This window comes from Flagellimonas sp., assembly GCF_965222555.1.
GTDB lineage: Bacteria > Bacteroidota > Bacteroidia > Flavobacteriales > Flavobacteriaceae > Flagellimonas.
Window position 1 is genome coordinate 1788710 of record NZ_CBDCUG010000005.1, and the last position, 26922, is coordinate 1815631.

Consider the following 26922-nt stretch of genomic DNA (forward strand, 5'->3'; position numbering starts at 1 on the left):
TTATTTCTTGTTCACCAAGGTCATTAAATCAACATCGTTCCCCAATAATACTTGGTTGCTGTCTATTCTGCCTTCCAACGGACCATTTTCCAGTTTCAGCACCCCTCGTGGGCACACAGCAGAGCAAATACCACAACCTACACAGCTAGAGCGAACGATATTTTCTCCTTTTTGGGCATAAGCGCGAACGTCTATCCCCATTTCGCAATACGTAGAACAGTTACCGCATGAAATACACTGACCACCGTTGGTCGTAATTCTAAATTTGGAGAACAAACGTTGCTGAAAGCCCATCATGGCAGCCATAGGGCAGCCAAATCTACACCAGACCCTATTTCCAAAAATGGGATAGAAACCTGTTCCGATAACTCCTGAAAAAATACTTCCTATTAAAAAAGAGTAGGATTTGCGAAGGGTTTCGGATTTAAATAAAAAGACATTACCGTCACCACTAAAAAAATGAATTCCTATCAATGCCATAATGATTACGAAGTAACCTATGGCTCCATATTGCGCATCCTTCTGGAGTTGTTGGCGTTTAAATAACATAACCCATGCAAAAACAGCAGTAAGTAACACAGCAACCCCAATTAAAAATGTACTCTTGGTGAGCCAATATTTGCTAGTGTCCGTTCCTAAATACGAGTAAATTACTGCGGTGGTCATTAAGGTGACAAAAACCACTACGCTGTGTACTACCCAGCGTTCTACATTCCATGCTTTGACCGTTTTGTCACTTAATTGTCTAAATGAATCCCCAGCAGTTTCTGCCAATCCGCCACAACCGCATACCCAAGAGCAGTACCATCTTTTACCAAACTTGTATGTTAAAATAGGGGTGATTACAAAAACGGAGAGAATTCCAAAAATCAATAGCGCAAAACCAATATCCCCCGAACTTAAAAATGCTTTAATGCGATATCCTTCAAAATTGTAATAGTTTAAGGGCCAAACATTCTTTAGATCGTAGTAGGGAAGACTGCCTCCATTGAGAATTTTATCTCCGTTCAAACGCGCCATCAATTCCGGGATTATGAAAGCAAATGCAGTTTGGAAGAACATCACACTCATGGTTCGGATTTTTTCGTATCTGTTATGGCGATACTTCCACAGGAATTTGATTCCGAAGGCCAAAATGGCTACCGTATATAATGTTCCATACACAAACCATTGACTTGCAGGATTTCCACTCAGCATTTTACTCAGAGGGTCAAATAGGGCAATAACCCCTTTGTTGTCGCCTCCTTTTACCAAACCTAAATATTCAGGGTAGAAGTAAAGGATAATGTAAAACCCCGTTAAGGCAATACCTGCGACCCACCCCCAAAGCCCTTTGCTTGAGATGGACTTGAACCAAACGCCATCGTTTTTGATTCCGGGGAGTTTCTTTGAATAGGCTTCCCAGGAAAACCAAACGGTTCCAACTGTTATGGCGGATAGCGATATGGAAAGCCATAGGCCCTTATTTGGGAAATCTACATTGAATGCGGCCAAGAGTATGATCATCAATCCAGCCATGCCGATTAAGGTGGCAATTTTTTGATTTCTGCTCAATATTTTTGGCGGTTGCCCGGTGAGGGCCATACTTCTATCGTAAGTACTCATTTTCTTATATTGATGGTTTGTGGTTGTTTGTTGATGGTTTGAAGTATCCTATTTTGGTAACTATAAGCCAACAACTATCAACTAAATTGAAATATTCTTTTTATGCTTTTCTTTTTGGCCTTGATGGATTTTCCAAAATCGCTATTGAATTTGGAAACAATCTCTGACTCGTAATTTTTATAGAATTCAGGATCAAAATTGGCATCGGCCAAATGTTCCATTACATAATCAACATCCCGTTCCTCGGTCAACCATCTATTAAAAATTTCATGGCGCATTCGAATGCCAAATGTGTTGATGCCTAAAAATTGCTTATTATCGGTATTGAAGGCCACTGTTATGCACAGCTTTTCTTCAGGATGTCTCCAGTGAAAATGCTCCTCGTATTCTTTTTTTCCTCTTTCAGAAAATACCCAACCATAGGTTTGGTATTCAATATCCAGAAATTTGGCAGAGTTGAACCAATGTCCAGGTTTGTATTCTATTTTATTTCCACAAATGGTCTGGGCCACTGTTTCGCCCATCATTCGCCCTGTATACCATACCGCTTCAATAGGCCTACGGTTGCCAATGGATTCATGCTGCTCGGCACAATCCCCAATGGCATAGATGTCTTCAACATTGGTCTCTAAAAACCGATTGACTTTTACACCACGGCCCAATTCAATTCCTGAATCTTTCAAAAAATCAATGTTTGGGGTCACCCCTGCGGTAAGACCGACCATGTCACATGAAAGTTCCTCTCCGGTTTCCGCGATTATCACAGATTTCACCCTTCCATTTTCATCAGCAACAATTTCCTTTAAGTTGGTGCCCAAGCGTAAATCAATATGATGTTCCAAAATATGTTCATTGATCATTTGGGATTCGCCATTGGGAAGAACACCGTTCCAAAAACTATCTTCCCTAACCAAAAATGTAACAGGAATATCCCGGCTTCGGAGCATTTCGGCCAATTCAATACCAATTAGGCCGCCTCCAACTATTACAGCTCTTTTGCACACTTCCTTATTGGGGGCATTTACTTCCAATAAATCCAGATCTTGCTTGGAATACAATCCTTGCACTCCGTGTAAATCTTGACCGGGCCATCCAAATTTATTGGGTTTGGAACCAGTGGCAATGATCAATTTATCATAATTGATAGCCCTGGAACCGTCAATGGTCAATTGTTTTTCTTCAGGACTCACCTGGGTAACATAACCTCGCACCAATTCTATCCTGTTCTTTTCCCAGAACCAATTTTCATAGGGTTGAATATGTTCAAACTTCATATGTCCCATATAGACATACATAAGGGCGGTCCTTGAGAAAAAATAATCTGTTTCCCCTGAAATTATGATGATTCTTTTGTCTGAAAGTTTTCGGATATGCCTTGCCGCAGAGACTCCTGCGATTCCATTTCCAATAATAACAATATTCTCCATGAGATTGTTTTGGTTGTGCTATGTGTCGTCTTTAAATATAGGAACTTAACAGAAGTGTTTAATTTAGAAAGAATTTAAATTTATGAAGTTTAGTAAGGTTTTCTGTCAAAATACGTACGTCTAAGTGTTTGATTTGTAAAATCTTAAATTAATCATAAAATGTTAAAATTGCTGTATGGCATGGGAAATGCATTCGACAGAAGCAGCAGTTTTACCAAATACTAATTACAAGAAGATGAGCTATAGAAAAACACTGACCGTATTTGTACTTTTGATTACATTCCAGTTTGGATTTGCCCAGGATGCAACTACTTTTTTTGATAAGGCAGATTCGTTTTTTAAGACCCATGTCAGCAATGGAAGGGTTGATTATGTTGCAATAAAAGCCAATTCGGTTAGCTTAAATGAATTGCTTGACCTGGCCAAGAACATTTCAGTTTCCAAGAGCGATGCAAAAACCTACCAAGCATTTTGGATCAATGGATATAATTTGTCTGTTATAAAAGGTATAGTGGATAATTATCCCATAAAATCCCCATTGGACAAAGGCGGCTTTTTTGACAAGATAACATATGATATAGGAGGGGAGAATATCACCCTAAATGATATCGAGAACAAGTTGCTCCGTGCAAATTTCCCAAAAGAAGCCAGGTTCCATTTTGTTTTGGTGTGTGCTGGTTTGGGATGTCCACCAATAATCAATAATGCATATTTGCCCAACACATTGGATGCTCAATTGCAAAAACAAACAGAATTGGCGCTGAACAATCCAAACTTTGTCAGAATAAAAGGTAAGAGAGTAGGGCTTTCACAAATCTTTGAATGGTATAAGGGCGATTTTACGCAAGACGGAAAAACTCTGGTAGATTATGTGAACTTATATAGAAATGAAAAAATAGATTCCAAGGCAAAGGTCAATTACTATCCTTATGACTGGAGTTTAAACGAAACCAAATAAAAAAATAAAAACAACTATCATGAAGAAAATTAAATACCAAATCTTTTTAGCGGGAATCCTTATGTGTTCTTTTATAGGATTTTCACAGGACGATCAAGGAGGAAGTAACATTCAAAATTTAACACCTTCCAAATTGATTGGAAAAGGTCAGTGGGATATTAAACTGTTCAATAACCTATATACCCAAGATGACAGTACTTTTGAATCTGATAAGGGAATTCGACAAAATTTCTTTACTTCAACTTTAGAGGTTTTTACGGGAGTATCGGATACACGAAGGGTTAATGTAGGGGTAATTGCAGAATATCGAGCAAATGGTCGGGATTTTTTACAGAACGATGGAAGTTTTGAAAGACGCAACACTTCAGGGCTTACTTCAATTGCACCATCTATTAAATTTGTTCCCTTCGAGAATGTGGGTAATTTTTCAATCTTAAGTTCTTTATCCATTCCATTGGTCAGTAATGAAAATGATGAGGATACAGGAGTATTCTTGGATCAAAAAGGATTCACCTGGCAAAATCGTTTCTTTTACGACTACACTTTTCCAGGTAAAAAATGGCAATTATTTACTGAACTAAATACAGAATTGAATTTTGGGGATAAGGAAGAAAGTTTTGCCAATAATAGTCTTAATGTTGTTCCAGGAGTGTTTCTGAGTTATTTTCCAAGTTCTAAATTTACAGTTTTGGTTTTGGCGCAACATAACCAACGGTTAGATTTAGGGAACAATTTTACACAAAACTTTACTGCACTTGGAGGCGGGGCCAAATATCAAATTACCAATGAGTTAAATTTAGAAATACTTTATACAAACTTTGTTAGAGGAGAGAATACGGGTCTTGGTGAAACTTTTAACATAGGATTACGAGCTGTGTTATAGGTTCAATTACATAAAATATTATTTTAGGAGTCTTAATTTTTTAACTATGAAAAGATTAGGGCTCCTTTGTTTATGTCTACTTCAGTTTTCTTGCGCTAGCCAAGATGCTGAAAAAATTAATGGAGTAAGTTTTGTTGGATCCCGCGAAAAGGTGTCACAAAAGCATGTGGACCCTATCTTGAACGTAAAGGCCAATTATGCTGCAGTAATGCCATTTGGCTTTGCAAGGCATTTGAATGCGCCCAATATTGTTTTTGATACGGATAGGCAATGGTATGGGGAAACAAGGAGAGGCGCAAAGCAATACATTGCGCTTTTACAAAAGAATGGGGTGAAGATTATGCTAAAGCCCCAAATATGGATATGGAGGGGTGAGTTTACGGGCGATCTACTAATGAAATCGGAAGAAGATTGGAAAACGCTCGAAGAATCGTACAGTAATTTTATTTTGACCTATGCGAGGCTTGCCGAAGAAACTAAAGTTGAAATTTACTGCATTGGCACCGAGTTGGAAGAATTTGTGAAAAATAGACCTCAGTTTTGGCAAGAATTAATTTCCAAAGTACGCAATGTCTATCACGGAAAACTTACCTATGCAGCCAATTGGGATGAATACACCAGAGTACCCTTTTGGACGAAATTGGATTATGTGGGTGTGGACGCGTATTTTCCGCTGTCAGCGGAACGTCACCCCACAATGGAACAGCTGAAAGATGGATGGCAGCCCTGGAAAACCAAATTGGAGAACTTATCGGGGCAATACGATAGGCCAATACTTTTTACTGAATTTGGTTATAGGAGTATGGATTATACAGCCAAAAAACCATGGTTGGTGGATCAAAATCAAATGGATGTTAACCTTGATGCCCAAGCAGATGCTACATTGGCCGTTTTTGAGGAATTTTGGAAAGAAGATTGGTTTTCGGGAGGTTTTGTTTGGAAGTGGTTCATTCATCACAATAATTCCGGAGGTTCTAGCGATAATAGGTTCACTCCGCAAAACAAACCTGCCGAAAATGTAATTCAAAATTTTTATAACGACTACTGATTAAAGATTAACCGTACCAATGGTCTTTAAAAGTAATATTCGGGTTCTGTTCTTGACTTTTTTGTTCTTGACTTCCTGTAGCACAGATGAAGAAGAAGTCATAAAGGACACTCTGGCCAACATGTTAGCGGGAAAGGAAACCGTTCTGGGCAATGTGATTGCCTGTGCCGCCAGCAATGAAGATCCCAGTGTTGTCAGTATTTTTTTGTACCCCAGAAATGGAGCAACCAATATTGGGTTTTATCAAACGGAGTCTACAGTTGTAGATGAAGCGGATTTTTCCAGCTATACCAAAGGAGAAGGTGAGTTGTTGGATGTTTTTAATGGCTATCTTTTAAAATATGAAGTTTCACCAACTGAAGAAAAATGGGTGATAGTTACCTTTGAGGAAGAAGGAAAAGTACACTTGTCCAACCCCATTCGATTAAAACAGAACACAAAACCTACGGAGTATCTGCCCCAAAATGTAACTATAGATCAAAATGGCACTATGCCCATTTTTTCATGGCAAGATGGTGCTTTTGATGATTCGGCAATTTATTTTCAGGTAGTTTCTGACGAAAATGATAATCTATTGTCAGGAACCTATACCTTAGATAAAATGTTCCAATATTATCAACTGGACAATGTGGTTTTGAATATTACAACCGAAGCACCACCACCCTTAGCACTGAATGATCCATATAAATTTTCATTATTGGCGGTTAGTGAGGACAATTGGGTAAATCTCTTTTCCGAAGTGGGGTTTATGGTGGAATAAGGCGTTAATTGATTACAATGTTAGTTCCGTGATACTTTGTACAGAGGATTGGTCTATATTTAAAGCATGAAATTGGAAAACCATCATGAGAAATAGTTTGCTCTTATTGCTTTGGCTATTTGTGGCACACGGATATGGGCAGTATACGGTGGTGGATGTTAAAATTCAAGGAAACGAGCGCACCAAAACCAATTTCATTAAAAAGATTACCAAGCTTAAACCAGGAATGGAGTTGGATTCTACGCTGATAGCAGAAGATATCTACCGACTTAAGCGACTTCCTTCGGTATCACATGCCTATTTTCAGGTATTTCCTGCAAATGTTGAAAATGGATACAATGTATTTTACGGTATTGAAGAGAATTTTACACTTATTCCTTTTGCCAATGTATATACCTCAAACAATGATGAATTTGCCTTTAGGATTGGGTTGCAGGAGTTCAACGCCTTTGGGAACAATGTCATACTGGGCGGATTTTACCAGCGGGATATCTTTAATTCATTTGGTGCACATTTAAGGGCCCCATATCTGTTTAGCGATAAATTTGGATTGGCCATTAGTTATCAAGATTTGATTACCCAAGAGCCTGTTTTTTTGGAGAATGGGACGGCGGATTATAAATATAATAACGAATCTTTTGAAGTATTAGGGCTTTATGAAATCAACTTCAAGCACAGATTGGAGCTTGGAATGAATTTTTTCACGGAGGACTATACCTATCTTTTTGGAAGCACAGACCCGAATGTTCCACAAGCATTGAATGTGAAGAAATATCTGTATAAACTTATTTACAACTATGATTCGATTGAATATTACTATCAATACCTATCTGGTTTCAAGAGCACCCTTAATTTTCAATATGTCCATAGCGCAAGTCAGCAACTTCCAGAATTTGTAATTGGGTTTAACGATTTCACCTATTATGTGAGGGTGGGTCAAAAAGGGAATTGGGCCAATAGGCTGCGTTTAGGTCTTTCCAGTAACATGGAAACCCCGTTTGCACCTTTCTCTGTGGACAATAACCTTAATATTAGGGGAGTGGGGAATACCATTGACAGAGGAACAGGTTCCATTGTACTGAATACGGAGTACAGGCATACACTGGTTGATAAAAATTGGTTTGTATTGCAAAGCAATGTTTTTGTAGATGGTGGCTCATGGCGTAACCCTGGAGGCGATTTTAGTGATTTTAGCGACAATCAAAACATAAGGGTTTACCCGGGAATAGGTTTACGGTTCATTCATAAAAAGATTTTTAATGCCATTTTTAGGATAGATTATGGCCATGGTATAACCAAGGATGCGGCTAGAGGAGTTGTATTTGGTATAGGGCAATATTTTTAACTATTTTATAGGTATTTCATCGATGATTTTTGCACTTCATCGGATTTTCACCATATTTGTAGTGCACCCCAGCAATTGAAATATTCTTATGAAATTACTGCCAGCACTTTTGTTGTGGGTCAGCATGTCATGCATGCTTTTAGCACAAGATGATTACTATACTGTTATTGCTCAAAAAGGGGATGGAATTTTCTCCATATTAAGAAAACAGGGCCTGGACCCTGTTAAATATTATGAGGATTTCCTAACCTTAAATACCGCAAACATTAAAGATGGAAGCATGCTTCATATTGGCAGGGAATACAAAATACCCCATGCCTTGGATTCTTTTAAAAAAACAGGGGTCAAAGTGCAAATAAAGGGTGAAACAGAAAATCCAATTTTTGAGGAAGAACTTGCTGAAATGTCGCTCAAAAGCAAAGCGCTTAAAAATGCCGTTTATTACCTGATTACCGAAGATCAAGTTGAAGGTAGAAATAAATTTGTGGCTGATGTAACCACTGATCTTGCTTCAGAACTTATGGAGCATGGTGCAACTGTTTACATCTTTGAAGATACAGACCGGGCACTGCTAAAAGAAAGCAAGGTGCGGTCCAAAACAGAAAGAATGGGACTATATGTTGAAGCTATCAATAAACGCTATCTTCAAAATGCCGGAAAATATCAAAGATTACTGCTGATAAGGTCAAATGGGTTAATTGAGAATGGGAGCATGGATGTCGCGGTGTATCACCATAACAAAAGTGAAAAGGGACAGCGTTTTGCAGAGAATATCCAGAATGTTTTCAGGAAACATAGCGTCTCCAAACGTTCTTTCAAGGATATAAAAATGATTTTTGAAGACAAAAACAGTCTATATTTGGCTAAAAATACGCTTCCGGCTGTAAGTCTATTGACTATTGGCAACAGGTCCAAAGAATCTGCTAATGAGTATATTCCAGTTCGTTCAGATAAAAAAGCCTTTACCAATTGGCTTACAAATGGTATTTTAAAGGATTATGCCGATATCACAATCGAGGAATAAAATAGCAATATCTTTTTTAAATGGATTGTCAATAACCTGCTCTATCCTATTTTTTTTGTGTTCTACTGCATTTATTATTGCCCAAGATTCCATTCAGAAAGTGGAAGCGTTGGAAGGTGATGGAATCTATTCCCTTTTAAGAAGATATGACCTTAATCCTGCAAAACATTATCAGGATTTTGTGGAATTGAACAGTGAAATTTTAGCGGAGAACAACCAACTATATGTTGGGAATATTTACCAGATACCATATCCCACCATTTCTGAAGAAAAGGTAAAAGTTGAAGTTGTTGAAAAAGCTGAGTATTCCATATTTGGCAAAAATTATTCAACTGTTGAATCTGTAAGTACTCGACTTAAAAATACAGTGTACTACCTTATTTCTGGACACGGAGGGCCTGACCCGGGTGCCAATGACATTTTTAACGGAAAGATAATTGCAGAGGATGAATATGCCTATGATGTAACCCTACGCTTGGCTCATGAACTATTATCGCACGGAGCGGAAGTATATATTGTTGTACGAGATGAAAATGATGGTATCAGGGATGCAAGGATTTTGGATTTAGATACCGATGAAGTGGTCTATCCAAATGAAACAATTCCCTTAAACCAAGTAAAAAGGTTAAAGCAGCGGGTAAAAACGGTTAATGGGCTATATTTAAAAAACAAGGGTAAGTATCAAAGACTTATTGTAACCCACGTAGATGGTAGAAGTAAGGGAACCAATATTGATGTGTTCTTTTACCATCACCATAAAAGTAAAAATGGGAAACGCCTTTCGGAAAACATTCACAGAACTTTTGAAAAGAAATACAGAAAGTTTCAGCCCAACAGGAAATACACCGGTACTTTTACCGATAGGAGTGGTCTTTATTTGGTAAAAAACACATTGCCTGCAATGACATATATTGAAATTGGGAATATCCGTAATAAAAAGGATCAACGAAGAATCTTAGATCCTGATAACCGCCAAGCTCTGGCAAAATGGATTTCTGAAGGTATCTTGACGGATTTTGAAACCAGACCGAACTAATTAAGGATTTTTTTTGCGTAGTATCTGTACAGTTCGTTAGGACCGGCGCCCAGGTAGTTTTTTAGATGGATCATTCCAAAATGGAATTGCACCCTTATCCAACCCTTTTCGCGGTATTTTCTGGCTGAGGTAATAACATGATTTGGAAGAACTTTAAACTTTGTTTGTTTATACAACCTTTGAATAAACTCGGTGTCTTCATAAATCATGTAATCTTCATTAAAGCCTTTGGTTTTTTGAAACAAATTTCGCTTTATAAAAAGGGATTGGTCACCACCTCTGCAAAGCGTGTGGTTTATTCTAGATAGCCAGGCAAACAAGCGAAGTATTGGGTTTTTGGTGTCAAATCGCATTCTAAAACATCCTGATTCGTGACCTTCTCCAATGGCATTTAGAATCAGTTGATCAAAATTAGAGGGGGTAAATGTATCGGCATGTAAAAAATACAAAACTTCACCAGAGGCATGTTTTGCTCCCAAGTTCATCTGTCTGGCACGCCCTTTTTTGGATCGTATCACTTTGGCACCAAGTTGTTCCGCAATGAAAATGGTTTTGTCCCTACTGCCGCCATCCACACAGATTACTTCCTTGATATTGTCCTTGGAACTTGTGCTGGCAACATGTTTAAGGATTTTACCTATCAATTTTTCCTCGTTGAGTACAGGAATAACAATACTTATGCTAGGGTTATTTGGTATCATTCAGGCTCCAATCATAATCCAAGTATTCAACTTTTGTACTCTTGCCCACTGGGTTTTGCAAATAAGTATTTATGTATTCCAGTAGCGATGTTTTTTTAGTAAAATCACCTTTGTACCACTTAAAGATTTTTGAAAGACTGGCCTTTCCCCCTTCAAAACTATTTCTTGTTTTGTCATTCACAAAATCGATTGCCGTTTTCGACAGCAATCTTTCCATACTTTGGGGGGTGAAGGCCACATTAAGCAATTTAGGGCAAGAATACGATGCGCAATTAATGGCAAAATGAATTCTGGGTTCATCCATTTTACGTAAAACTTTGTGTTCGATGTCGTTTAGAGAAGTGATATCGTCCCCAACAATTATCCATTTTTTCTTCCAACGATTTGGGATGTCCTTAATGCTTTTGGTGGGATAATTATCTACTATCAATTTTACCGTTCCGGCATTGTATAGGTTGATGTAGTAGGCCAACTTCTCATTCTTGCTCCAATCCGGTTTGGGAGGGTTTTGTCCCAACTGATCTAAATATGCATCCATTTGGGCAATGTCCATTTTAAATCCGGCATAACTTACGTTGCCCAGATCATCAACATACTTTTTTAAAAGCAAGTTCCATAAGCTGTGATCATGGAATTGATTTTTCACCTCTATCTCACGGATGGTACCCTTAGTTTTAATAGAGGATTCTTTTGTGTTTGCCGATACCATTGCTTTTCCATTACAAGAAAGCAATAGTATGCCAAACAATAGGTTTGTGATAAGATTCATAGGCTTGTATATCGAAGACTTTTGAAAATCCTAACTAAACAGTCCTAAAAATCCGCCCAACCTTTCACAATCCTCAAAAAAACTAACAGCAGCCCCCACCGTTATAATGCCATGTGCTTTCGCTTACATGAATCTCATTTGAAGCTTTGGTAAGTGCTCCCGCCGTTTTATCACAAACTGCCAAGGGTTGGTTCTGTTGGAGTACATGTCCATCACCATCATCAAAATATTCCTCATCTCCATAGTAAATAGCCGTTTTTCCAGTGAAAACACAAGGGCCATCTTTGGGCATAGGATCCTTTATAGCGGCTATTTCAATGGACTCAATATGTATGATTTCATCCGTTGGGTAGTGGTTTGGTGTAAGCACTCTATACGATTTTCTTGCCCTGATCTCTATGGTGCCAAAACCGGCATCCGTCAATACTTTTACGTAATCTTTTATTGGAATGCTCCCACTTAGACATAATGCACGTAACCTATCATCATTTCGTAGTTCGTCGTTCATGGGTTGTTCGCAAGTGGGATCACTCATGACCAAACGCCCATGTGGCTTAAGAACCCGATACATTTCTGAAACGGCTTTTTTCAAATCTTCCATTTTAAAAATGTTGAACAGGCAATTTTGCGCAGCTACATCAATACTTTCATCGGCAACCGGAAGGTTCAAGGCATCTCCTTTTACAAGATTTACAAATTCGCTTTTGAACCAATCGTTCTCCTCTTCTGCAACCTTGAAGTTTTTACGGGAGGCTTCCAACATTTCGTCAACAGAATCAACCCCCGTTACGCCACCATTTTGTCTTGAGAAATAAGAAAACTGAAGCAGTTCCATGCCTCCGCCTACACCCACGTACAACACTTTTGGGTTGTTGATGAGGTCCTGGGCCGAAACCGTACTTCCGCACCCATAGTTCATTTCTTGCATGATTTTGGGAATGGAAAGTCCCGGAAACTGCCATACAGGATTGGTGGTGCAACATAGCCCAACATCTGGAGTCAATGCCGCTTCTTTATATAAATCTTGGGTTGCATCTAAATAACTCATATCTCTACCATTAATTCTTTAAACAATTGTATCATTTTTGGTTCGGTGTTACCTGCGATTTCAATAATCTCCTGAATATTAACAGGTTGTAGATTATCTGGATCACATTCATCCGTTAAAACGGAAACGGCCACAATGGGTAGTCGTAAATGATTGGCAACAATTACTTCGGGGACCGTACTCATTCCAACGGCATCTGCTCCTAAAGTCTTTAGCATTCTATATTCTGCTTTGGTTTCCAGCTGAGGCCCAACAACGGAGGCATATACTCCTTGTTGAAGTGTTATTCCCTCTTTTTTGGCAATGGCCTTAATTTTGGTGCGCATATCCAAATCATAAGGTTCGCTCATGTCAACAAAGCGATCTCCAAACTCGGCTACATTTTTAAAAGCTAATGGAGAACCTCCTTGAAGGTTGATATGATCTTCAATCAACATAATATCCCCTTTTTTGAAGTTTAGATTGATGGCCCCTGCGGCATTGGAAACAAACAGTTTTTTAATTCCCAGTTGGTGCATTACCCTAATAGGGTAGGTAATGTCTAAAAAATCGTAACCTTCATACAGGTGAAACCTTCCCTGCATCACCACCACTTTTTTATTGGCAATGGTGCCATAAATCAATTTTCCTGAGTGGAACTCTACGGTGGCCAGAGGAAAATATGGGATATGATTGTAATGTGCCTCAATGGGGTCGTTAATTTCATTGACCAATTGACCCAATCCTGTCCCCAATACAATACCAATATCGGGAGCGTCAAACCCTTTCTTTTTTAAATACTCAACAGATTCTTCCAGTTGTTTTTTGGTCATTCTTTTATGTGTTTTAGAAATTGTTGAAAAACCGGAATGTCCTTAATGTCTTCATAATGGTCAACATCGTTTTTGGTTTTCAACATAAAATAGTTTTCGTTTTTTAAATCACTCAAAGTGTTGTGGAGAACAGTGTCTGTTCCCCAATCTTTGTTTTGGAACAGTTCTTCCTTGAAAGAAGTCATTCCCAATAGATAATACCCGCCATCTTCCGCAGGGCCAAGTACATAATCGTGCTCATCCAATTTTGCAAACGCCTCCTCCAGATTTTTTTGAGAGAGGTCGTACATATCACTGCCAATGATAATGATTTTTTCAAAACCTGAATCAAAGCCGTCTAAAAAGGCCTGTTTCATTCTCATCCCCAAATCATTCCCATTTTGAAGCTTTTTTTGATAAACCGTATTGTCCCAAACATCATTCTTCCAAATTGACTCGGAGTAGTAAACATATTTTTCCATATTCAGATTTTGAGTGACAGAAACAGTATGTTCAAGCAAGAATTTGTAAACTTCCAATGCAGCATAGTCACCAACCTTGGAGGCAAGTCTTGTTTTACATTTTCCAAGTTCGGGATTTCGTGTAAAAATTAAAAGTAGGTTCTTTTTTTTGGTGTTCAATAGTTCGTGATTTGTGGTTTCAAATTTTCACATGTTGGTCTTTGTAATCCATCAAAACTTACCAAAAATATGGACTTTTTCGGTGGTAATTACTGTACCCGAATGAGTAACTCCATCTTCCTTTTCATTTTGTAATTTAAGCAATGATTGTCAGACTAATAACACTTAAACAAGTAATAACTTAAGAACACTAAAATGAGAATAGGAATCAACGGAATGGGCCGCATTGGTCGAGCCGCTTTAAAAGTAATCAATGAAACTCCAGGTTTGGAGGTTGTGGCGGTCAACGATATCGTTTCCATCGAGAACACAGCATATCTATTAAAATATGATACCGTCTACGGGGTTTATGAAAAAGAGGTCTCACATGGGCCGGAAACCTTGATCGTTGATGGACAAAAAATCAAGTATACTTCAATAAGGAATCCAGAAGACTTACCATGGGCAGAACAAAATGTTGATTTGGTGATTGAGAGCACAGGGGTTTTTACCAAAGGGGAGGATGCCGAAAGGCATCTGAAAGCAGGTGCAAAAACGGTCATTATCTCTGCCCCTACCAAAAGTGCCGATACGCCAACAGTTGTGCATGGCGTAAATACTCAGGATGGGAATACAAATGTTTTCTCTTGTGCCAGTTGTACCACCAATAATATTAGCCCTGTGGTAGAGGTACTGGGGCGTAGAATTGGAATTAAAAAAGCGATCATGACAACGGTTCATGCGTATACTGCATCTCAAGGAATTGTGGATGCTCCCTCGCAAAAGAATTTTAGGATGGGAAGGGCAGGCGCGCAGAATTTAATACCAACAACTACAGGAGCAGCTATTGCAACTACTAAGGCCTTACCGGAATACGCAGGAAAATTTGATGGAGTGGCCATTCGTGTTCCCATTCCCGTGGGATCCATATCGGATTTGACCTTTGTGACGGAAAGACCTGTTACGGCAGAAGAAGTAAACCAAATTCTTATGGAAGAGGCGCAAACAGAACGTTATGCTGATGTTTTGGATACAACGGACGAACCCATTGTTTCTTCCGATATTATTAAAAGCCCATATGCTTCTACTGTTGATTTAGGAATGACCAGAGTTGTCGATGGAGATTTATTGAAGGTTATGACATGGTATGATAATGAATGGGGCTTTACCAATCAAATGATACGGCAGATTCTGGAGATGAAGGGATAAAGTTTAATCAAAGGACAAGGGCCTCACATTTATGTGAGGCCCTTCTAAAACTACTACTATATGTAATTGAGGCGAAATCTTTTTGTATACAAGGTTATAAAAGAAACCTTGAGAATAGATAACGAAATTAGGTTTTAGAAAATATAGTGATAAAGGCTATTGATAAGTGAGCCTATTGAAAAGGCAATCACCATATACCAAAATATGTAGCCCATCTTTTCTTCTATAGTGTTCATTGTATAAAGTGTTTGTTCTCGGTTGAAGTTTTTGATTTACACTTCTAAATTACTGAAAACTAGCACCTCAAAATTTTACATTTTCACCTGTTGTAGAAAAAAAGATGTAAATGGTAAAAATTACCTTGTGAATTGCATAAGCCGATAAAGAACGAGCTTTATCAAAAATAGAATACAAAAATAAATATGAAATAGGAAGAGATGTATATGTGTAACATCATCTAAGCATCGTAATTCCTTTGAACTGGTATCCGATGAAAATACAAAGACTCAATAAATTATGATTTCTAAAACCTGGAAAGGGAAATGGATTATACTAAAGGCGTGCCTTTTAAACGCTTCTCAATCTTACGTTTCTTTTCAGTAATGCTTTTCATCACATCCATTAAGTTTGGGTCTTTGGTCTCTTTGTAGATTTCATTAATGGAAAGAATGAGCTGTTTAGCTTCTCTTGAAGCTGCAACTCTATCGCTAGTGGACATATGACTCAAAGTTCTGTTTACAAACTCTTTTGCCTTTTCTAATAAATCTTCGGTCATTTTTATTTAAAATTAATCTGGATTGGCTAAATATAAGCCTTAGTTTCATATTTTCTACCTATATAGGTATTGGATTTTTATATTTATGAAATTATTAAGAATCCTACTACACCTTAAAACGCACAAAATTCCCTAAACCGGCAAATGTTATGATTTGTAAAATGCGGCGGCAAACTTAATTCATTTAAGCTTTTAAAGGGCCAAAAAATCAAATTTTTTTGCGGGGTTTAGTTTAAAGGTAGAAGCGTACATTTTACATTTTGTACTTTTAGAAGCACTAATTCACAATAGGTATGCATAAGAATGGGCTATACTGTTTTTTATTATGTATTGTAATCTTTGGGTGCAAGGCAAAAATTACTACTGTGGATAAAGAGTTGAGAGCTGAAGAAATCACAAGGAATAAAACATTGAAAGTAAAGGAAATTGAATTTGAAGGCATTGCTGATTTTCAAGATGTGTCCAGATTGTTGGATGAAAAGGTTGAAACCCATTTTGTTGATGTTCTGAATTGGGCCGATTTTCCGTATCAACCTAAAGTTGGGTTTAAGATTGCCCATTGCAACAACCAAATATGGCTGAAATATGAAGTAGAAGAAGAAAATATTTTAGCAGAAAGGACAGAACCAAACAGTTATGTGTTCAAGGACAGTTGTGTTGAGTTCTTCTTTGACCCAATGGCTGATGGGAATTATTACAATTTTGAGTTCAATTGCATCGGAACAACTCTTTTGGCTTATGGACCACACCGAAAAACTCGTAAATATGCTACCCCTGATATAATTGAAGATGTTATAAAAATAGAATCTTCCCTGGGAGCACAATCTTTTGCAGAAAAAACAGGAGGGCATACTTGGGAAATGATCACGATTCTTCCTGCTGAAATTCTGACCCATAACCCGGGAATTCAATTAAAGGGCCTAAAATCGCGGGCTAATTTTTATAAATGCGCTGATGATACTTCTAAAAAGCATTACTTGAGTTGGAATCCAATAGACACAAAAAAACCGGATTTCCATCGGCCAGAATTCTTTGGGGAGCTGATATTCGAATAACTTGCCCTCATATATTAAAGAAAGCGACAATTTTCTGCTACGTTGAACAATATTGATTGCAGTAATGGTTAAAATACTGTTGAATAGCTACTTCTGAGATGTTCTTGGTCTAAATCTTTTGTTTTGAGTAGGTTAAAAGGTTAGGTTTAATGGAGTGTGTTCCCTACGGCGCGTATAGGAAATCCATGACCATGGTAAATGTCAAGCACAGTTTTTATTTTTTTGATGTCATTTATCAATTTTTGATGTCATATTAATAGTATGTCCAATGTATTGATTGACACTACTATATATTAAATTTTCTAGCGACTCCGAGTTTGGAAAATTCAACACGCTTATTTTAAAACCATGGAAGGCCAACCAAAACACTCAATGAACAATGCAACAACATTGGTAAAACTTGTCTATCGAGTAAAAAACATCTTGTTATACATTCTAATGGCAATTTGTTTTGTTCAATGTTCAGAAGAGAGCGGTATTCCAAATGGAGGACTTTTTCTTCCCGATGGTTTTGAAGCAGTAGTAGTAGTGGATAGCACAGAGGGGAAAGTAAGGCATATGGCTGTTTCTGAAGATGGATATCTATATGCAAAACTCAGAAACTCAAGCTCAAAAGGATCAATCACCGCCATGGAAGATGCTAATGGAGATGGTTGGGCAGACAGAATAGAAAGTTTTGGGTCGTATAGAACAAGCCAAAAGTGGAGCTACTCCACCGCTATGCGTATCTACAATGGATACCTCTATTTTAGTTCTGAATTGGTGGTGTACCGATACAAATTAAAGCCTGGAACCTTAATTCCGGAAGGTGAGATGGAAATTGTGTTTACCGATGACCATCCACATGGCAAGCATGAGCACATAGGAAAACCTTTAGCTTTTGACGATGAAGGCCATATGTATATTCCTTTTGGAGCCCCTTCAAATGCTTGTCAGAATCCTAAAAGAACACCTGGAGCTCCTGGTTTGGACCCTTGTCCCCAGTTGGAACATCATGGTGGTATTTGGCGGTTTGATGCCAATAAATTGGGACAGACACAAAAAGATGGCTATAAATATGCCACAGGTATCAGAAGTGTAGTTGCCATGGATTGGAATCCTGTGGATAAGAATCTTTATGTAGTAGTGCATGGAAGGGACGATCTATTACGATTGTTTCCCGATAAGTTTGACCCTTGGCAAAGTGCACTGCTTCCTTCGGAAGAATTTATTAGAGTGACAGAAGGATCAGACTTTGGGTGGCCATACTGCTATTATGATCAAATGAAGGGGAAAAAGGTCTTGGCACCTGAATATGGTGGCGATGGCGAAATTGTAGGACGTTGTGACCAATTTGACGACCCCATAATAGGATTCCCTGGGCATTGGGCGCCAAACGATTTGGTATTTTATGAGGGGAGCGCATTTCCCGAACATTATAAGAATGGTGCTTTTATAGCTTTTCATGGGTCAACCAATAGAGCTCCATATCCACAATCAGGTTATTTTGTTGGTTTTGTACCTTTTAAGGACGGAAAACCTTCAGGTGAGTGGGAGGTGTTTGTAGACGGTTTTGCAGGGGTGGATCCTTTAGAGAGTGTAAATGATGCTATATACAGGCCCATGGGAATTGCTTTTGGTCCTGATGGAGGCATGTACATTTCCGATTCCGTAAAAGGGAAAATATGGAAAATTAGTTTTTCAGGAGATAGAGATACGTTTGGTGAGGAGCAATTGGCCCTCATGGAAAAAAGAAAAGGACTTTCCCATATCCGTACACCTGATCAGAAAGAGGATAATTTAATGAAGGATGCCGTTTCGGGTGGGGAAAAAATCTATTATACCTATTGTAGCGCCTGTCATCAAAAAGATGGTGGAGGGGCCACGGGAAGATTTCCGCCCATTGCAAATACCGATTGGGTAAGTGGGGATAAAGAGCGACTCATAAAAATTGTTCTTGAAGGGATGGAAGGGAGTATTCAAGTGCACGGAGAAACCTATAATGGGGTTATGCCGCAGCATAGTTTTCTATCGGATAAAGAAATTGCCGAGGTACTGACCTATATACGATCAAACTTTGAAAACAATGCAAGTGCTATAGAGCTTGAAGAAGTACAGGAGATAAGAAATGGTTTATGAGCTATGCTTAAAAAGAAATCGATAAACTGATAATCAATGCCATTATCAAGTGAGAAATAAAATATGGATTAAGAATATTAGCTAACCACCGAAACAAACACATGAAAATGAAAACATATGCCAAAAACATCGCAATAGCAGTTTTGACCTTGTTCATTGGAGGAAAGCTTACTGCTCAGGAGTATGATCTGCTTATCAATGATGGGCATGTGATTGATGCAAAAAACGGGATCGACCAAGTTATGGATGTCGCCATTCATGAAGGGAAAATCGCCAAGGTCGATTCTCGAATTCCGGAGCGAAGTGCCGAGAAGGTGATAGAAGCCAGAGGATTTTATGTGGTTCCAGGCTTGCTGGATATCCATAGTCATAATTTTCATGGTACAGAACCCGATGCCTATTTAAGTAATAGTGATACAGCATTGCCACCTGATGGATTTTCATTCCGCAGTGGGGTAACCACAATTGTAGATGTTGGCGGGGCAGGATGGAGAAATTTCAAGCAGTTTAAAAAACAAACTATTGACCGATCTAAAACAAGGGTACTGTCCTTTCTCAATATTATAGGATCGGGAATGAAAGGTGGGGCCATAGAGCAAAATTTGGACGATATGAATCCAAAACTAACTGCCATGGTTGCAAAACAATATCCCGGAGTGGTTGTAGGCGTAAAGTTGGCCCATTATCATGGGTTTGATTGGACTCCTACAGAACGCGCAGTTGAGGCAGGTAAATTGGCAAACATTCCCGTCATGATCGATTTTGGAGGGAGTGATCCAGAACTTTCAATTGAAACCTTGTTTATGGAAAAACTACGTCCCGGAGATATTTTCACCCATACGTATGCACATGTAAATGGACGAACCCCCATTGTTGATGAAAATGGAAAAGTCAGGGATTATGTTTTCGATGCCCAAAAAAGGGGAATCATCTTCGATGTGGGCCACGGAGGTGGAAGTTTTTTGTTTGAACAGGCTGTTCCGGCTATGAAACAAGGGCTAAAACCCAATTCTATAAGTACGGATTTGCACACGGGCAGTATGAATGGAGGGATGAAGGATCTTATCAATGTGATGTCCAAATTCATCAATATGGATATGCCATTGAAAGAGGTGATTGATGTGTCCACATGGCAACCCGCGCAAATTATCAAAAGGGAAGATTTGGGTCATCTCTCAGAAGGAGCAGTAGCCGATGTTGCTATTTTGAACCTGAGAAAAGGGGATTTCGGGTTTATCGACACCAAAAGGAAAAAAATGAAAGGGAACCAAAAATTGGAATGCGAATTAACCTTGCGAGAAGGAAAAGTAGTATGGGACTTGAATGGAATGGCAAGTGCCCCTTGGAATGAATAATGACCTAAAAACAATACCTGTCACATGAAAAAACAATATCAAATTTTATTGGGTGCTTCGCTTATTTGCCTGGTAGCAACCATTGTCATGCTTATTTTGGGAAAAGGAGAACAGACCGGACCTTTCATCGTATTCTTTTTCCTTTTATTGGCTTTGGGCATCAGAGGGCACGAGAAATTCAAAGGCTTTTCCTTTACGATATTGGTATTTGCGGCAGTAAGTGTTTCCATGTTTTACCCGTCTTTTTTTACCAACATCGGTGACTTTGAATTAAAATCATTGATTGTTCCCCTTTTACAGCTGATCATGTTTGGAATGGGAACCGCAATGAGCATTAAGGATTTTGCTGGAGTGGTGAAAATGCCGAAAGGAGTGTTGGTTGGGTTGCTCTGTCAATTCACCATCATGCCCGTTTTGGGATTTGCCATTGCAAGCTTATTTGGCTTTCCTGCCGAGATTGCTGCCGGAGTAGTGTTGATTGGATCATCACCAAGTGGATTGGCTTCCAATGTAATGGCGTATTTGGCCAAGGCCAATTTGGCCTTATCTGTAACGTTAACGGCGGTTTCTACCCTATTGGCCCCTTTAATGACACCTTTGTTGATGGAAACCTTTGCAGGACAGTTTGTTCCTATAGATTTCTTGGGAATGATGATGAGTATTGTAAAGATTGTAATCTTACCAATAATAGTAGGATTGCTGTTCAACTACTTTTTCCATGGAAAGGCTAAATGGTTGGACAAGGCTATGCCCATAGTATCCATGGCTGGCATTGCATTAATCATTGCCATAATTACCGCTGCAGGAAGGGATAGTTTGCTCACCATTGGACTTTTCTTGATTCTAGCTGCAATCATTCATAATGTCGCTGGATATTTCTTGGGATACTGGTCTTGCAGAGCATTAAAAATGAAAGAACAGGATTGCAGAACTATTGCGCTTGAAGTAGGAATGCAAAATGGGGGATTGGCTTCGGGCATTGCCTTAGAAATGGGGAAAGTGGCCACCATCGGATTGGCACCAGCGGTTTTTGGTCCTTGGATGAATATTTCGGGGTCCTCACTAGCAACATGGTGGCGCGACAAAGACCCAAATAAGAATTCAGATGAACCCAAAGAAACACAAACATCAAATGAGTAGAACCAAATTTTTAAAAATGAAATTAATCTTTAAACTCACTTTTTCCATTGGCCTATTGTTGTTTGCCTTCGGAAATGGAACTGCACAGACTTTGACCAAGGAACAAATGGTGTTCCTAACCCCTCAATGGACCGGAGAACGATTTGAGGATGGAAGGCCAAAAGTGGCGGATGACGTTTTGGAGCGAATGAAAAAAGTCACCATAGAGGAAGCGTGGGGCGTATTGCGAAACGAAGGCTATCACAATCAGTTTGAAAGTGGTTGGCAGCCGTTGCATGATGATGTGCCGGTTGTAGGTCGTGCACTTACCGTTCAGTACATGCCAAATCGCCCGGATGTATCAGACCAGATAAAGAAAAAAGGGAAAGCCGATGGTCGGATAGGGAACACCAATTCATGGCCCATTGACATGTTGAAGGAAGGGGATGTATATGTGGCCGATGCTTTTGGAAAAATTGTGAATGGAACTTTGATTGGCGACAATTTGGGAAATTCCATCTATGCTAAATCCAAAAACGGAGTGGTGTTTAATGCATCTAGCCGGGATATGGAAGGACTTTCGGAAATTGAAGGGTTCAATGCCTTTGTCAGGGGGTGGGACCCATCCTTTCTTACCGAGGTGATGCTCCTAAGCATCAATGCCCCAATACGCATGGGGGCCGCAACGGTACTTCCGGGAGATATAGTTTTGGCTAAAAAGGAAGGAGTTATGTTTATTCCCGCCCATTTGGCTGAACAAGTAGTGGTGACTTCCGAAGTGGTCAGACTAAGGGATTTATTCGGAATATCAAGATTGAAAGAAGGGAAATATACCCCGGGACAAATCGATAACAAATGGACCGAGGAAATAGAAAAGGACTTTTCACAATGGCTAAGAAATCATATTGATGAACTTCCTGTTCCGAAGGAACAAGTTCGAGAGCTGTTGAAAAAACGTATGTGGTAAAACAAATTCAAAAAATCATAAACAAATCATTAATTAAAGCATTATAAAAATGGAAAGAACAGATAGAAGGTCAGCATTTAAAAAATTGGGAATGGGACTAGCCGCCATACTAGGTGTAGGTACTGTAAAGGCTATGGGGAAAGAGTCAAAACCCAAAAAAGAGGTAGTGGGCGAGATTGTACAGGACAAAAAAATTCCACTTTTTTCAGGAGCGGTAAAACATGGCAACACGCTGTATGTTGCTGGCAAAGGAGCGCATTTTGAAGGTGATATCAAATCCCATACAGATCATGTGTTGAAAGAAATAGAAAAAGAATTGGTGAAGAATGGATCTTCCATGGATAAGGTATTAAAGGTAAATGTGTACCTACATGATTTGGAAGATTACCATGGGATGAACTCGGTTTATAGAGGACGTTTTGGAGACAACCCACCTGTACGGACAACGGTTGCCGTTTATGGGGGAGTGCCCGGCGACTCATTGGTAGAGATTGATTGTATTGCTGCACTGGACTAAAAATTGGAAAAATGAAAAAATCAGAAGATAAACTTACCAGAAGAAAACTTTTAAAGACCCTTTCCAGTCTCCCTGTTGTTGGTGGATTGGTGGGAACGGGCTTGCTCACCCCGCAAATGATGCGTGGTGCCGTAGAGACTACAGCTTCGCGCAATTTTTTTAAAGAACTGGGCCTGCGGACATTCATCAATGCTGCGGGCACTTATACCTCTATGACGGGTTCCCTTATGTCGGACAATGTATTGTCTGCCATCACTTTTGGAGCTACGGAGTATGTGGATTTGGATGAACTTCAGGATAAGGTTGGCGAGCGAATCGCTGAATTGTTGGAATGTGAATATGCTACCGTCACCTCAGGAGCTTTTGGAGCCATGTCCATTGGTATGGCTGGGGTTTTATGTGGAATGGATACAACCAAAGTCTCCCAATTGCCCGATACCACGGGTCTTAAAGATGAGGTAATCCTTCAGGAAGCCCACAATATTGGGTATTCCCAGGCTTTGACCAATGTTGGAGGAAAGTTGATTAGGGTAAAAACAGCAAAAGAGCTGGAAAAAGCCATCAATAAGAATACTGCAATGCTTTGGTTTTTAAATGCGAATACCGAAGAAGGAGAAATAAAAAGGGAAGAGTTTGTGGCGTTGGGCAAAAAACATGGAATCCCAACCTTTATTGATTGTGCGGCTGATGTTCCTCCGGTAGAAAACCTTTTCAAGTTTACAAAAATGGGATTTGATCTAGTTGCTTTTTCAGGCGGAAAAGGAATTAGGGGGCCGCAAAGTGCGGGACTGCTATTGGGCAAACGCAAATATATTGAGGCTGCTAGATTACATACTCCCCCCAGGGGAACTACCATTGGAAGAGGAATGAAGGTAAACAAAGAAGAAGTACTGGGAATGTTGGCCGCTTTGGAAACCTATTTGCAGAAAGACCATGATGCGGAATGGAAACTATGGGAGAGTCAGATAAAACTGATCAGTGATAGTGCTTTGTCGGTAAAAGGAGTGGAAACAGAAATTCATGTGCCGCCCCATGCCAACCATGTACCTTCTTTGAGGATTACATGGGATGAAAATGTGGTGAAAATCACAGCGGAGGAAGCTCGGAAAAAATTGAAAGATGGACACCCTTCAATAGCCACAGTAGGAAATAAGGATACCATTGGAATAACCACTTGGATGATGGTTCCCGGTCAAGAAAGAATCGTTGCGCAAAGAGTGAAGGAAGTGCTGGAAAATGCATAGTTTTATGCAAATTGTTTAAATTTTTTACCATGAAAACCTATTTTTCAGGAGTTCTTTTTTTATTGTTGATGGTATCCTGTGTGATATCCCATGAGAAAAAAGAAGAAGCTCCCACGGATGATCCTGTTGAAGAAAAAGCCGTTTCTGATTATAATCCTGAGGCCAAACTAGAGGAATTGGGGATTGAGTTAAGTACTCCCTCTGCTCCGGTGGCCAATTACGTAAACGCGGTACGTACAGGGAACCTGATTTTTATGGCAGGAAAAGGACCTTTGCAGTCCAACGGAGAAAACATTACAGGAAAGATAGGCGCGGATTTATCCATTGAAGAAGGATATTATGCTGCTAGGGTTACGGCCATCAACCAGCTTTCAGTACTTAAAGCTGAACTGGGTGATTTGAGCAAGGTAAAGCGGATTGTAAAAGTGTTGGGCATGGTCAATGCTACTCCTGATTTTACCGACCATCCAAAAGTAATCAACGGATACTCCGATTTAATGGTTGCAGTTTTTGGTGAAAAAGGAAAACACGCTCGAGCAGCTGTTGGAATGGGGTCCTTACCCAGCGACATTGCAGTGGAAATTGAAATGATAGTGGAGGTGGAATAAATTCCAAAAATATATAAACAAAAAGCCCATAATACCTTAAGGTATTATGGGCTTTTTAGATTTTTTAAGTATAAGAAAGGAGCCGGTTAGCTTAGGTGAATTTGAAAATTTAAAGAGCAGAAAAAGGAACTGGTTACTATTGAACCCTTCGCGAATTTTTTGATAAGCTATACGCATTTGGGATTCCACTGTTTTAACTGAGATTCCTAAAATCTCTGCTATTTCCTGATATTTTTTCCCCTCTTTTTTGTTTAGAAGTAAAATTTGCCGGCATTTCGGCGGCAATCGTTCAACCAAGGCGGTTAACCTTTTTGCTCTCTCATTGGTTGTAACTTCTGGTTCGTTTATACGCTTGGACAAAGCTTCTAGCTTTAGCTGGTCGTAAAGTCTGCTTTTGGACTGTTCTTTTCTGTATTGGTCAATGTATAAATTGTGAGCCATAGAGAATAAATAGCTCCTTAAGGATAGAACTTCATTCAACTCTTTTCTTTTGTCCCATAAATTGGCAAAACACTGTTGCGCAATATCCTTCGCATTTTCACGGTCAAGGGTAAAAGTGGTTATATAGGCCAAGAGAGAATCATATACAACATCAAAAAGACTTCTAAAAGCTTTGTGATCACCAGCACTTATCTTCTTTGCCAATGCTCTATAATCCATATGTCTTAAACAAGTTGTACTCCATGGGAATACAAATATTGACAATTTTTTAAACTTTTTTTAAGGGTTTTCTAAATCGTTTGCGTCTACTAAGTGTTAATGTATAAAAGAAGAACTTGAGTTGGAAGAATTAACAAGAAAATACTTTACAAATTCCCTTAGCCGCTCTGAATCGGAGAAATTATTGGAATTATTGCAAAAACCGAGCAATCAAAAGTTGTTTAAGAAATATGCAAAGGATTACCATGATCTTAACCTAAGCTTTCAGGAGATAGATTTGGAAAAGGAATATTTGGCCTTGCTCAAGAAAAATAGGAACATTGAATCTTCCCAAAAGACATCCAGGGGTAAATGGTATTTCAGAGCTGCAGCTGCCTTGATAATTCTCTTCGGAATGGGTTATTATTATGTGCTTACTTCAAAGAACTCCAGCATAGAAAAACAAGATTTACCACAAGATGTCATTACCATTACCTTGGATAATGGGGAAGTGAAGATCATCCAGGAAGATGGTGCTGAAAAAATCCTTGATAAGAATGGACAGATAGTGGGAAAACAAGAAGGAAGACGCATTAACTATAGCAACGCAGCTGGTGATAATGCAACTGAAAAATTGGTTTATAATGAGTTGGCCGTTCCCAATGGCAAAACATTTCAACTAAAACTGTCTGATGGAAGTAGTGTGCATTTAAACGCAGGGTCGACCCTAAAGTACCCTGTAAAGTTTTTGCACAATGAAAATAGACGTGTGTTTTTGGACGGTGAGGCTTATTTTGAGATTGCCAAAGATGAAGCACACCCGTTTGTAGTTAATACTTCTCAAATCAATATTATGGCTTTGGGAACAGAATTCAACGTCAATAGTTATGATGGGGATGTTGTTGCTCATGCTGTGTTGGTAGAAGGTTCGGTGGCCCTATATGACGGGGACGCCACTTTTGAAAAGGAAGTTTCCACAATTCTTTCCCCTAATGAAAAGGCGACTTGGGGCAAATCGGAAAAAAATGTGAGAGTTGATGAAGTTGAAGTTCATGAATACATTGCTTGGACCAAAGGACAGCTTTTATTTAAGATAAGACCTTTCTCAGAAATAATTAAAGTGCTGGAAAGGCATTACGATGTTGCCATTACCAACAATTACCATCATCTAGATAACCTACGCTTTTTTGCCACTTTCGATATAGAAACTATAGATCAAGTTATGGAGTCTTTCCAGAACAGCGAACCTTTCTCCTTTGTAAGAAATGGCAACCATATAATTATTAACGGACCTAATTAAT

General features: G+C 39.1%; 26 protein-coding genes. 17 read left to right on the top strand and 9 right to left on the bottom strand.

All coding sequences use genetic code 11. From position 1 onward, the window contains the following. Both ACOQO1_RS16450 and ACOQO1_RS16455 read right to left on the bottom strand, forming a co-directional pair. The gene (locus ACOQO1_RS16450; protein ID WP_420603977.1) at nucleotides 1-1605 is read right to left on the bottom strand and encodes a 4Fe-4S binding protein; all 1605 of its coding nucleotides are present in this window, start codon (nucleotides 1603-1605) and stop codon (nucleotides 1-3) included. A 77-nt stretch (nucleotides 1606-1682) separates the two neighbouring features. Beyond that, nucleotides 1683-3032 carry an NAD(P)/FAD-dependent oxidoreductase gene (locus tag ACOQO1_RS16455; protein WP_420603978.1) on the bottom strand — a complete coding sequence of 450 codons (1350 nt, stop codon included), beginning with the start codon at nucleotides 3030-3032 and terminating at the stop codon, nucleotides 1683-1685. A gap of 235 nt (nucleotides 3033-3267) precedes the next feature. Here ACOQO1_RS16455 and ACOQO1_RS16460 point away from each other — a divergent pair, with 235 nt between their 5' ends. The 7 genes from ACOQO1_RS16460 to ACOQO1_RS16490 all read left to right on the top strand — a co-directional run bounded on the left by ACOQO1_RS16460 (nucleotide 3268) and on the right by ACOQO1_RS16490 (nucleotide 10086). Further along, nucleotides 3268-3990: a DUF547 domain-containing protein gene (locus ACOQO1_RS16460; RefSeq protein ID WP_420603979.1), complete on the top strand. Its 723-nt coding sequence runs from the start codon at nucleotides 3268-3270 to the stop codon at nucleotides 3988-3990. A 19-nt stretch (nucleotides 3991-4009) separates the two neighbouring features. Further along, on the top strand, nucleotides 4010-4873 hold the full coding sequence (locus ACOQO1_RS16465; RefSeq protein WP_420603980.1) for a hypothetical protein: 864 nt from the start codon (nucleotides 4010-4012) through the stop codon (nucleotides 4871-4873). A 46-nt stretch (nucleotides 4874-4919) separates the two neighbouring features. Further along, on the top strand, nucleotides 4920-5921 hold the full coding sequence (locus ACOQO1_RS16470) for a glycoside hydrolase family 113 (protein ID WP_420603981.1): 1002 nt from the start codon (nucleotides 4920-4922) through the stop codon (nucleotides 5919-5921). 19 nt (nucleotides 5922-5940) lie between these two features. After that, a complete protein-coding gene (locus tag ACOQO1_RS16475; protein ID WP_420603982.1) occupies nucleotides 5941-6681 on the top strand; it encodes a hypothetical protein in 741 nt (246 codons plus the stop codon). Nucleotides 6682-6766: 85 nt separating this feature from the next. Beyond that, on the top strand, nucleotides 6767-8026 hold the full coding sequence (locus ACOQO1_RS16480) for a POTRA domain-containing protein (RefSeq protein ID WP_420603983.1): 1260 nt from the start codon (nucleotides 6767-6769) through the stop codon (nucleotides 8024-8026). Nucleotides 8027-8114: 88 nt separating this feature from the next. After that, nucleotides 8115-9050, top strand: coding sequence for a hypothetical protein (locus tag ACOQO1_RS16485; RefSeq protein WP_420603984.1), 936 nt, complete (start codon nucleotides 8115-8117; stop codon nucleotides 9048-9050). A gap of 55 nt (nucleotides 9051-9105) precedes the next feature. Then, nucleotides 9106-10086 (top strand): N-acetylmuramoyl-L-alanine amidase family protein, encoded by a 981-nt coding sequence (locus ACOQO1_RS16490; protein ID WP_420603985.1) that lies wholly within the window; start codon nucleotides 9106-9108, stop codon nucleotides 10084-10086. Here ACOQO1_RS16490 and ACOQO1_RS16495 read toward each other — a convergent pair. From ACOQO1_RS16495 to ACOQO1_RS16515, 5 genes are all read right to left on the bottom strand, one after another. After that, on the bottom strand, nucleotides 10083-10787 hold the full coding sequence (locus tag ACOQO1_RS16495; RefSeq protein ID WP_420603986.1) for a TIGR04283 family arsenosugar biosynthesis glycosyltransferase: 705 nt from the start codon (nucleotides 10785-10787) through the stop codon (nucleotides 10083-10085). The genes ACOQO1_RS16490 and ACOQO1_RS16495 overlap by 4 nt on opposite strands. Then, nucleotides 10774-11556, bottom strand: a complete 783-nt coding sequence (locus tag ACOQO1_RS16500; RefSeq protein ID WP_420603987.1) for a DUF547 domain-containing protein — start codon at nucleotides 11554-11556, stop codon at nucleotides 10774-10776. Before ACOQO1_RS16500 ends, ACOQO1_RS16495 begins: the two co-directional genes overlap by 14 nt. Before the next feature lie 82 nt (nucleotides 11557-11638). Next, on the bottom strand, nucleotides 11639-12604 hold the full coding sequence (arsM, locus tag ACOQO1_RS16505; RefSeq protein WP_420603988.1) for an arsenosugar biosynthesis arsenite methyltransferase ArsM: 966 nt from the start codon (nucleotides 12602-12604) through the stop codon (nucleotides 11639-11641). Beyond that, the gene (locus tag ACOQO1_RS16510; RefSeq protein WP_420603989.1) at nucleotides 12601-13416 is read right to left on the bottom strand and encodes a purine-nucleoside phosphorylase; all 816 of its coding nucleotides are present in this window, start codon (nucleotides 13414-13416) and stop codon (nucleotides 12601-12603) included. Before ACOQO1_RS16510 ends, arsM begins: the two co-directional genes overlap by 4 nt. Further along, nucleotides 13413-14036: a TIGR04282 family arsenosugar biosynthesis glycosyltransferase gene (locus tag ACOQO1_RS16515; RefSeq protein ID WP_420603990.1), complete on the bottom strand. Its 624-nt coding sequence runs from the start codon at nucleotides 14034-14036 to the stop codon at nucleotides 13413-13415. The genes ACOQO1_RS16510 and ACOQO1_RS16515 overlap by 4 nt, the downstream gene beginning before the upstream one ends. A gap of 195 nt (nucleotides 14037-14231) precedes the next feature. Here ACOQO1_RS16515 and gap point away from each other — a divergent pair, with 195 nt between their 5' ends. After that, the gene (gene gap / locus ACOQO1_RS16520) at nucleotides 14232-15224 is read left to right on the top strand and encodes a type I glyceraldehyde-3-phosphate dehydrogenase (protein WP_420603991.1); all 993 of its coding nucleotides are present in this window, start codon (nucleotides 14232-14234) and stop codon (nucleotides 15222-15224) included. Nucleotides 15225-15771: 547 nt separating this feature from the next. Here the strand turns inward: gap and ACOQO1_RS16525 are convergent. Further along, nucleotides 15772-15999 carry a hypothetical protein gene (locus ACOQO1_RS16525; RefSeq protein WP_097043835.1) on the bottom strand — a complete coding sequence of 76 codons (228 nt, stop codon included), beginning with the start codon at nucleotides 15997-15999 and terminating at the stop codon, nucleotides 15772-15774. A 365-nt stretch (nucleotides 16000-16364) separates the two neighbouring features. On the opposite strand from ACOQO1_RS16525, the gene ACOQO1_RS16530 reads away from it, so the two are divergent. The 8 genes from ACOQO1_RS16530 (at nucleotide 16365) to ACOQO1_RS16565 (ending at nucleotide 24982) form a co-directional block, all read left to right on the top strand. After that, on the top strand, nucleotides 16365-17054 hold the full coding sequence (locus tag ACOQO1_RS16530) for a carbohydrate-binding family 9-like protein (protein WP_420603992.1): 690 nt from the start codon (nucleotides 16365-16367) through the stop codon (nucleotides 17052-17054). 372 nt (nucleotides 17055-17426) lie between these two features. Then, nucleotides 17427-19172, top strand: coding sequence for a PQQ-dependent sugar dehydrogenase (locus ACOQO1_RS16535; RefSeq protein ID WP_420603993.1), 1746 nt, complete (start codon nucleotides 17427-17429; stop codon nucleotides 19170-19172). Between the two features lie 107 nt (nucleotides 19173-19279). Beyond that, nucleotides 19280-20527, top strand: a complete 1248-nt coding sequence (locus tag ACOQO1_RS16540; protein ID WP_420603994.1) for an amidohydrolase/deacetylase family metallohydrolase — start codon at nucleotides 19280-19282, stop codon at nucleotides 20525-20527. Nucleotides 20528-20551: 24 nt separating this feature from the next. Further along, on the top strand, nucleotides 20552-21667 hold the full coding sequence (locus ACOQO1_RS16545) for a bile acid:sodium symporter family protein (protein WP_420603995.1): 1116 nt from the start codon (nucleotides 20552-20554) through the stop codon (nucleotides 21665-21667). Nucleotides 21668-21683: 16 nt separating this feature from the next. Beyond that, entirely contained in the window at nucleotides 21684-22613 is a 930-nt protein-coding gene (locus ACOQO1_RS16550) for an RraA family protein (protein WP_420603996.1), read from the top strand. A 49-nt stretch (nucleotides 22614-22662) separates the two neighbouring features. After that, complete coding sequence (locus ACOQO1_RS16555) at nucleotides 22663-23130, top strand: RidA family protein (RefSeq protein WP_420603997.1); 468 nt, start codon at nucleotides 22663-22665, stop codon at nucleotides 23128-23130. Nucleotides 23131-23141: 11 nt separating this feature from the next. Then, complete coding sequence (locus ACOQO1_RS16560; RefSeq protein WP_420603998.1) at nucleotides 23142-24374, top strand: aminotransferase class V-fold PLP-dependent enzyme; 1233 nt, start codon at nucleotides 23142-23144, stop codon at nucleotides 24372-24374. Nucleotides 24375-24403: 29 nt separating this feature from the next. Then, nucleotides 24404-24982: a RidA family protein gene (locus tag ACOQO1_RS16565; RefSeq protein ID WP_420603999.1), complete on the top strand. Its 579-nt coding sequence runs from the start codon at nucleotides 24404-24406 to the stop codon at nucleotides 24980-24982. Between the two features lie 36 nt (nucleotides 24983-25018). On the opposite strand, the gene ACOQO1_RS16570 is transcribed toward ACOQO1_RS16565, so the two are convergent. After that, complete coding sequence (locus ACOQO1_RS16570) at nucleotides 25019-25642, bottom strand: RNA polymerase sigma factor (protein ID WP_420604000.1); 624 nt, start codon at nucleotides 25640-25642, stop codon at nucleotides 25019-25021. Nucleotides 25643-25763: 121 nt separating this feature from the next. Between ACOQO1_RS16570 and ACOQO1_RS16575 the strand changes: the two genes are divergently transcribed. Beyond that, nucleotides 25764-26921, top strand: coding sequence for a FecR family protein (locus ACOQO1_RS16575; protein WP_420604001.1), 1158 nt, complete (start codon nucleotides 25764-25766; stop codon nucleotides 26919-26921). Nucleotide 26922: the final 1 nt, after the last annotated feature.

Bases quoted from the DNA above. Each gene is read 5' to 3' on its own strand.
- ACOQO1_RS16540 (WP_420603994.1), top strand. From the start codon at position 19,280: ATGAAAACATATGCCAAAAACATCGCAATAGCAGTTTTGACCTTGTTC.
- ACOQO1_RS16495 (WP_420603986.1), bottom strand. From the start codon at position 10,787: ATGATACCAAATAACCCTAGCATAAGTATTGTTATTCCTGTACTCAAC.
- ACOQO1_RS16555 (WP_420603997.1), top strand. From the start codon at position 22,663: ATGGAAAGAACAGATAGAAGGTCAGCATTTAAAAAATTGGGAATGGGA.
- ACOQO1_RS16535 (WP_420603993.1), top strand. From the start codon at position 17,427: ATGAACAATGCAACAACATTGGTAAAACTTGTCTATCGAGTAAAAAAC.
- ACOQO1_RS16480 (WP_420603983.1), top strand. From the start codon at position 6,767: ATGAGAAATAGTTTGCTCTTATTGCTTTGGCTATTTGTGGCACACGGA.
- ACOQO1_RS16455 (WP_420603978.1), bottom strand. From the start codon at position 3,032: ATGGAGAATATTGTTATTATTGGAAATGGAATCGCAGGAGTCTCTGCG.
- ACOQO1_RS16570 (WP_420604000.1), bottom strand. From the start codon at position 25,642: ATGGATTATAGAGCATTGGCAAAGAAGATAAGTGCTGGTGATCACAAA.
- arsM (WP_420603988.1), bottom strand. From the start codon at position 12,604: ATGAGTTATTTAGATGCAACCCAAGATTTATATAAAGAAGCGGCATTG.
- ACOQO1_RS16545 (WP_420603995.1), top strand. From the start codon at position 20,552: ATGAAAAAACAATATCAAATTTTATTGGGTGCTTCGCTTATTTGCCTG.
- ACOQO1_RS16500 (WP_420603987.1), bottom strand. From the start codon at position 11,556: ATGAATCTTATCACAAACCTATTGTTTGGCATACTATTGCTTTCTTGT.
- ACOQO1_RS16560 (WP_420603998.1), top strand. From the start codon at position 23,142: ATGAAAAAATCAGAAGATAAACTTACCAGAAGAAAACTTTTAAAGACC.
- ACOQO1_RS16525 (WP_097043835.1), bottom strand. From the start codon at position 15,999: ATGACCGAAGATTTATTAGAAAAGGCAAAAGAGTTTGTAAACAGAACT.
- ACOQO1_RS16550 (WP_420603996.1), top strand. From the start codon at position 21,684: ATGAAATTAATCTTTAAACTCACTTTTTCCATTGGCCTATTGTTGTTT.
- ACOQO1_RS16485 (WP_420603984.1), top strand. From the start codon at position 8,115: ATGAAATTACTGCCAGCACTTTTGTTGTGGGTCAGCATGTCATGCATG.
- ACOQO1_RS16465 (WP_420603980.1), top strand. From the start codon at position 4,010: ATGAAGAAAATTAAATACCAAATCTTTTTAGCGGGAATCCTTATGTGT.
- ACOQO1_RS16460 (WP_420603979.1), top strand. From the start codon at position 3,268: ATGAGCTATAGAAAAACACTGACCGTATTTGTACTTTTGATTACATTC.
- ACOQO1_RS16475 (WP_420603982.1), top strand. From the start codon at position 5,941: ATGGTCTTTAAAAGTAATATTCGGGTTCTGTTCTTGACTTTTTTGTTC.
- ACOQO1_RS16450 (WP_420603977.1), bottom strand. From the start codon at position 1,605: ATGAGTACTTACGATAGAAGTATGGCCCTCACCGGGCAACCGCCAAAA.
- ACOQO1_RS16565 (WP_420603999.1), top strand. From the start codon at position 24,404: ATGAAAACCTATTTTTCAGGAGTTCTTTTTTTATTGTTGATGGTATCC.
- ACOQO1_RS16510 (WP_420603989.1), bottom strand. From the start codon at position 13,416: ATGACCAAAAAACAACTGGAAGAATCTGTTGAGTATTTAAAAAAGAAA.
- gap (WP_420603991.1), top strand. From the start codon at position 14,232: ATGAGAATAGGAATCAACGGAATGGGCCGCATTGGTCGAGCCGCTTTA.
- ACOQO1_RS16470 (WP_420603981.1), top strand. From the start codon at position 4,920: ATGAAAAGATTAGGGCTCCTTTGTTTATGTCTACTTCAGTTTTCTTGC.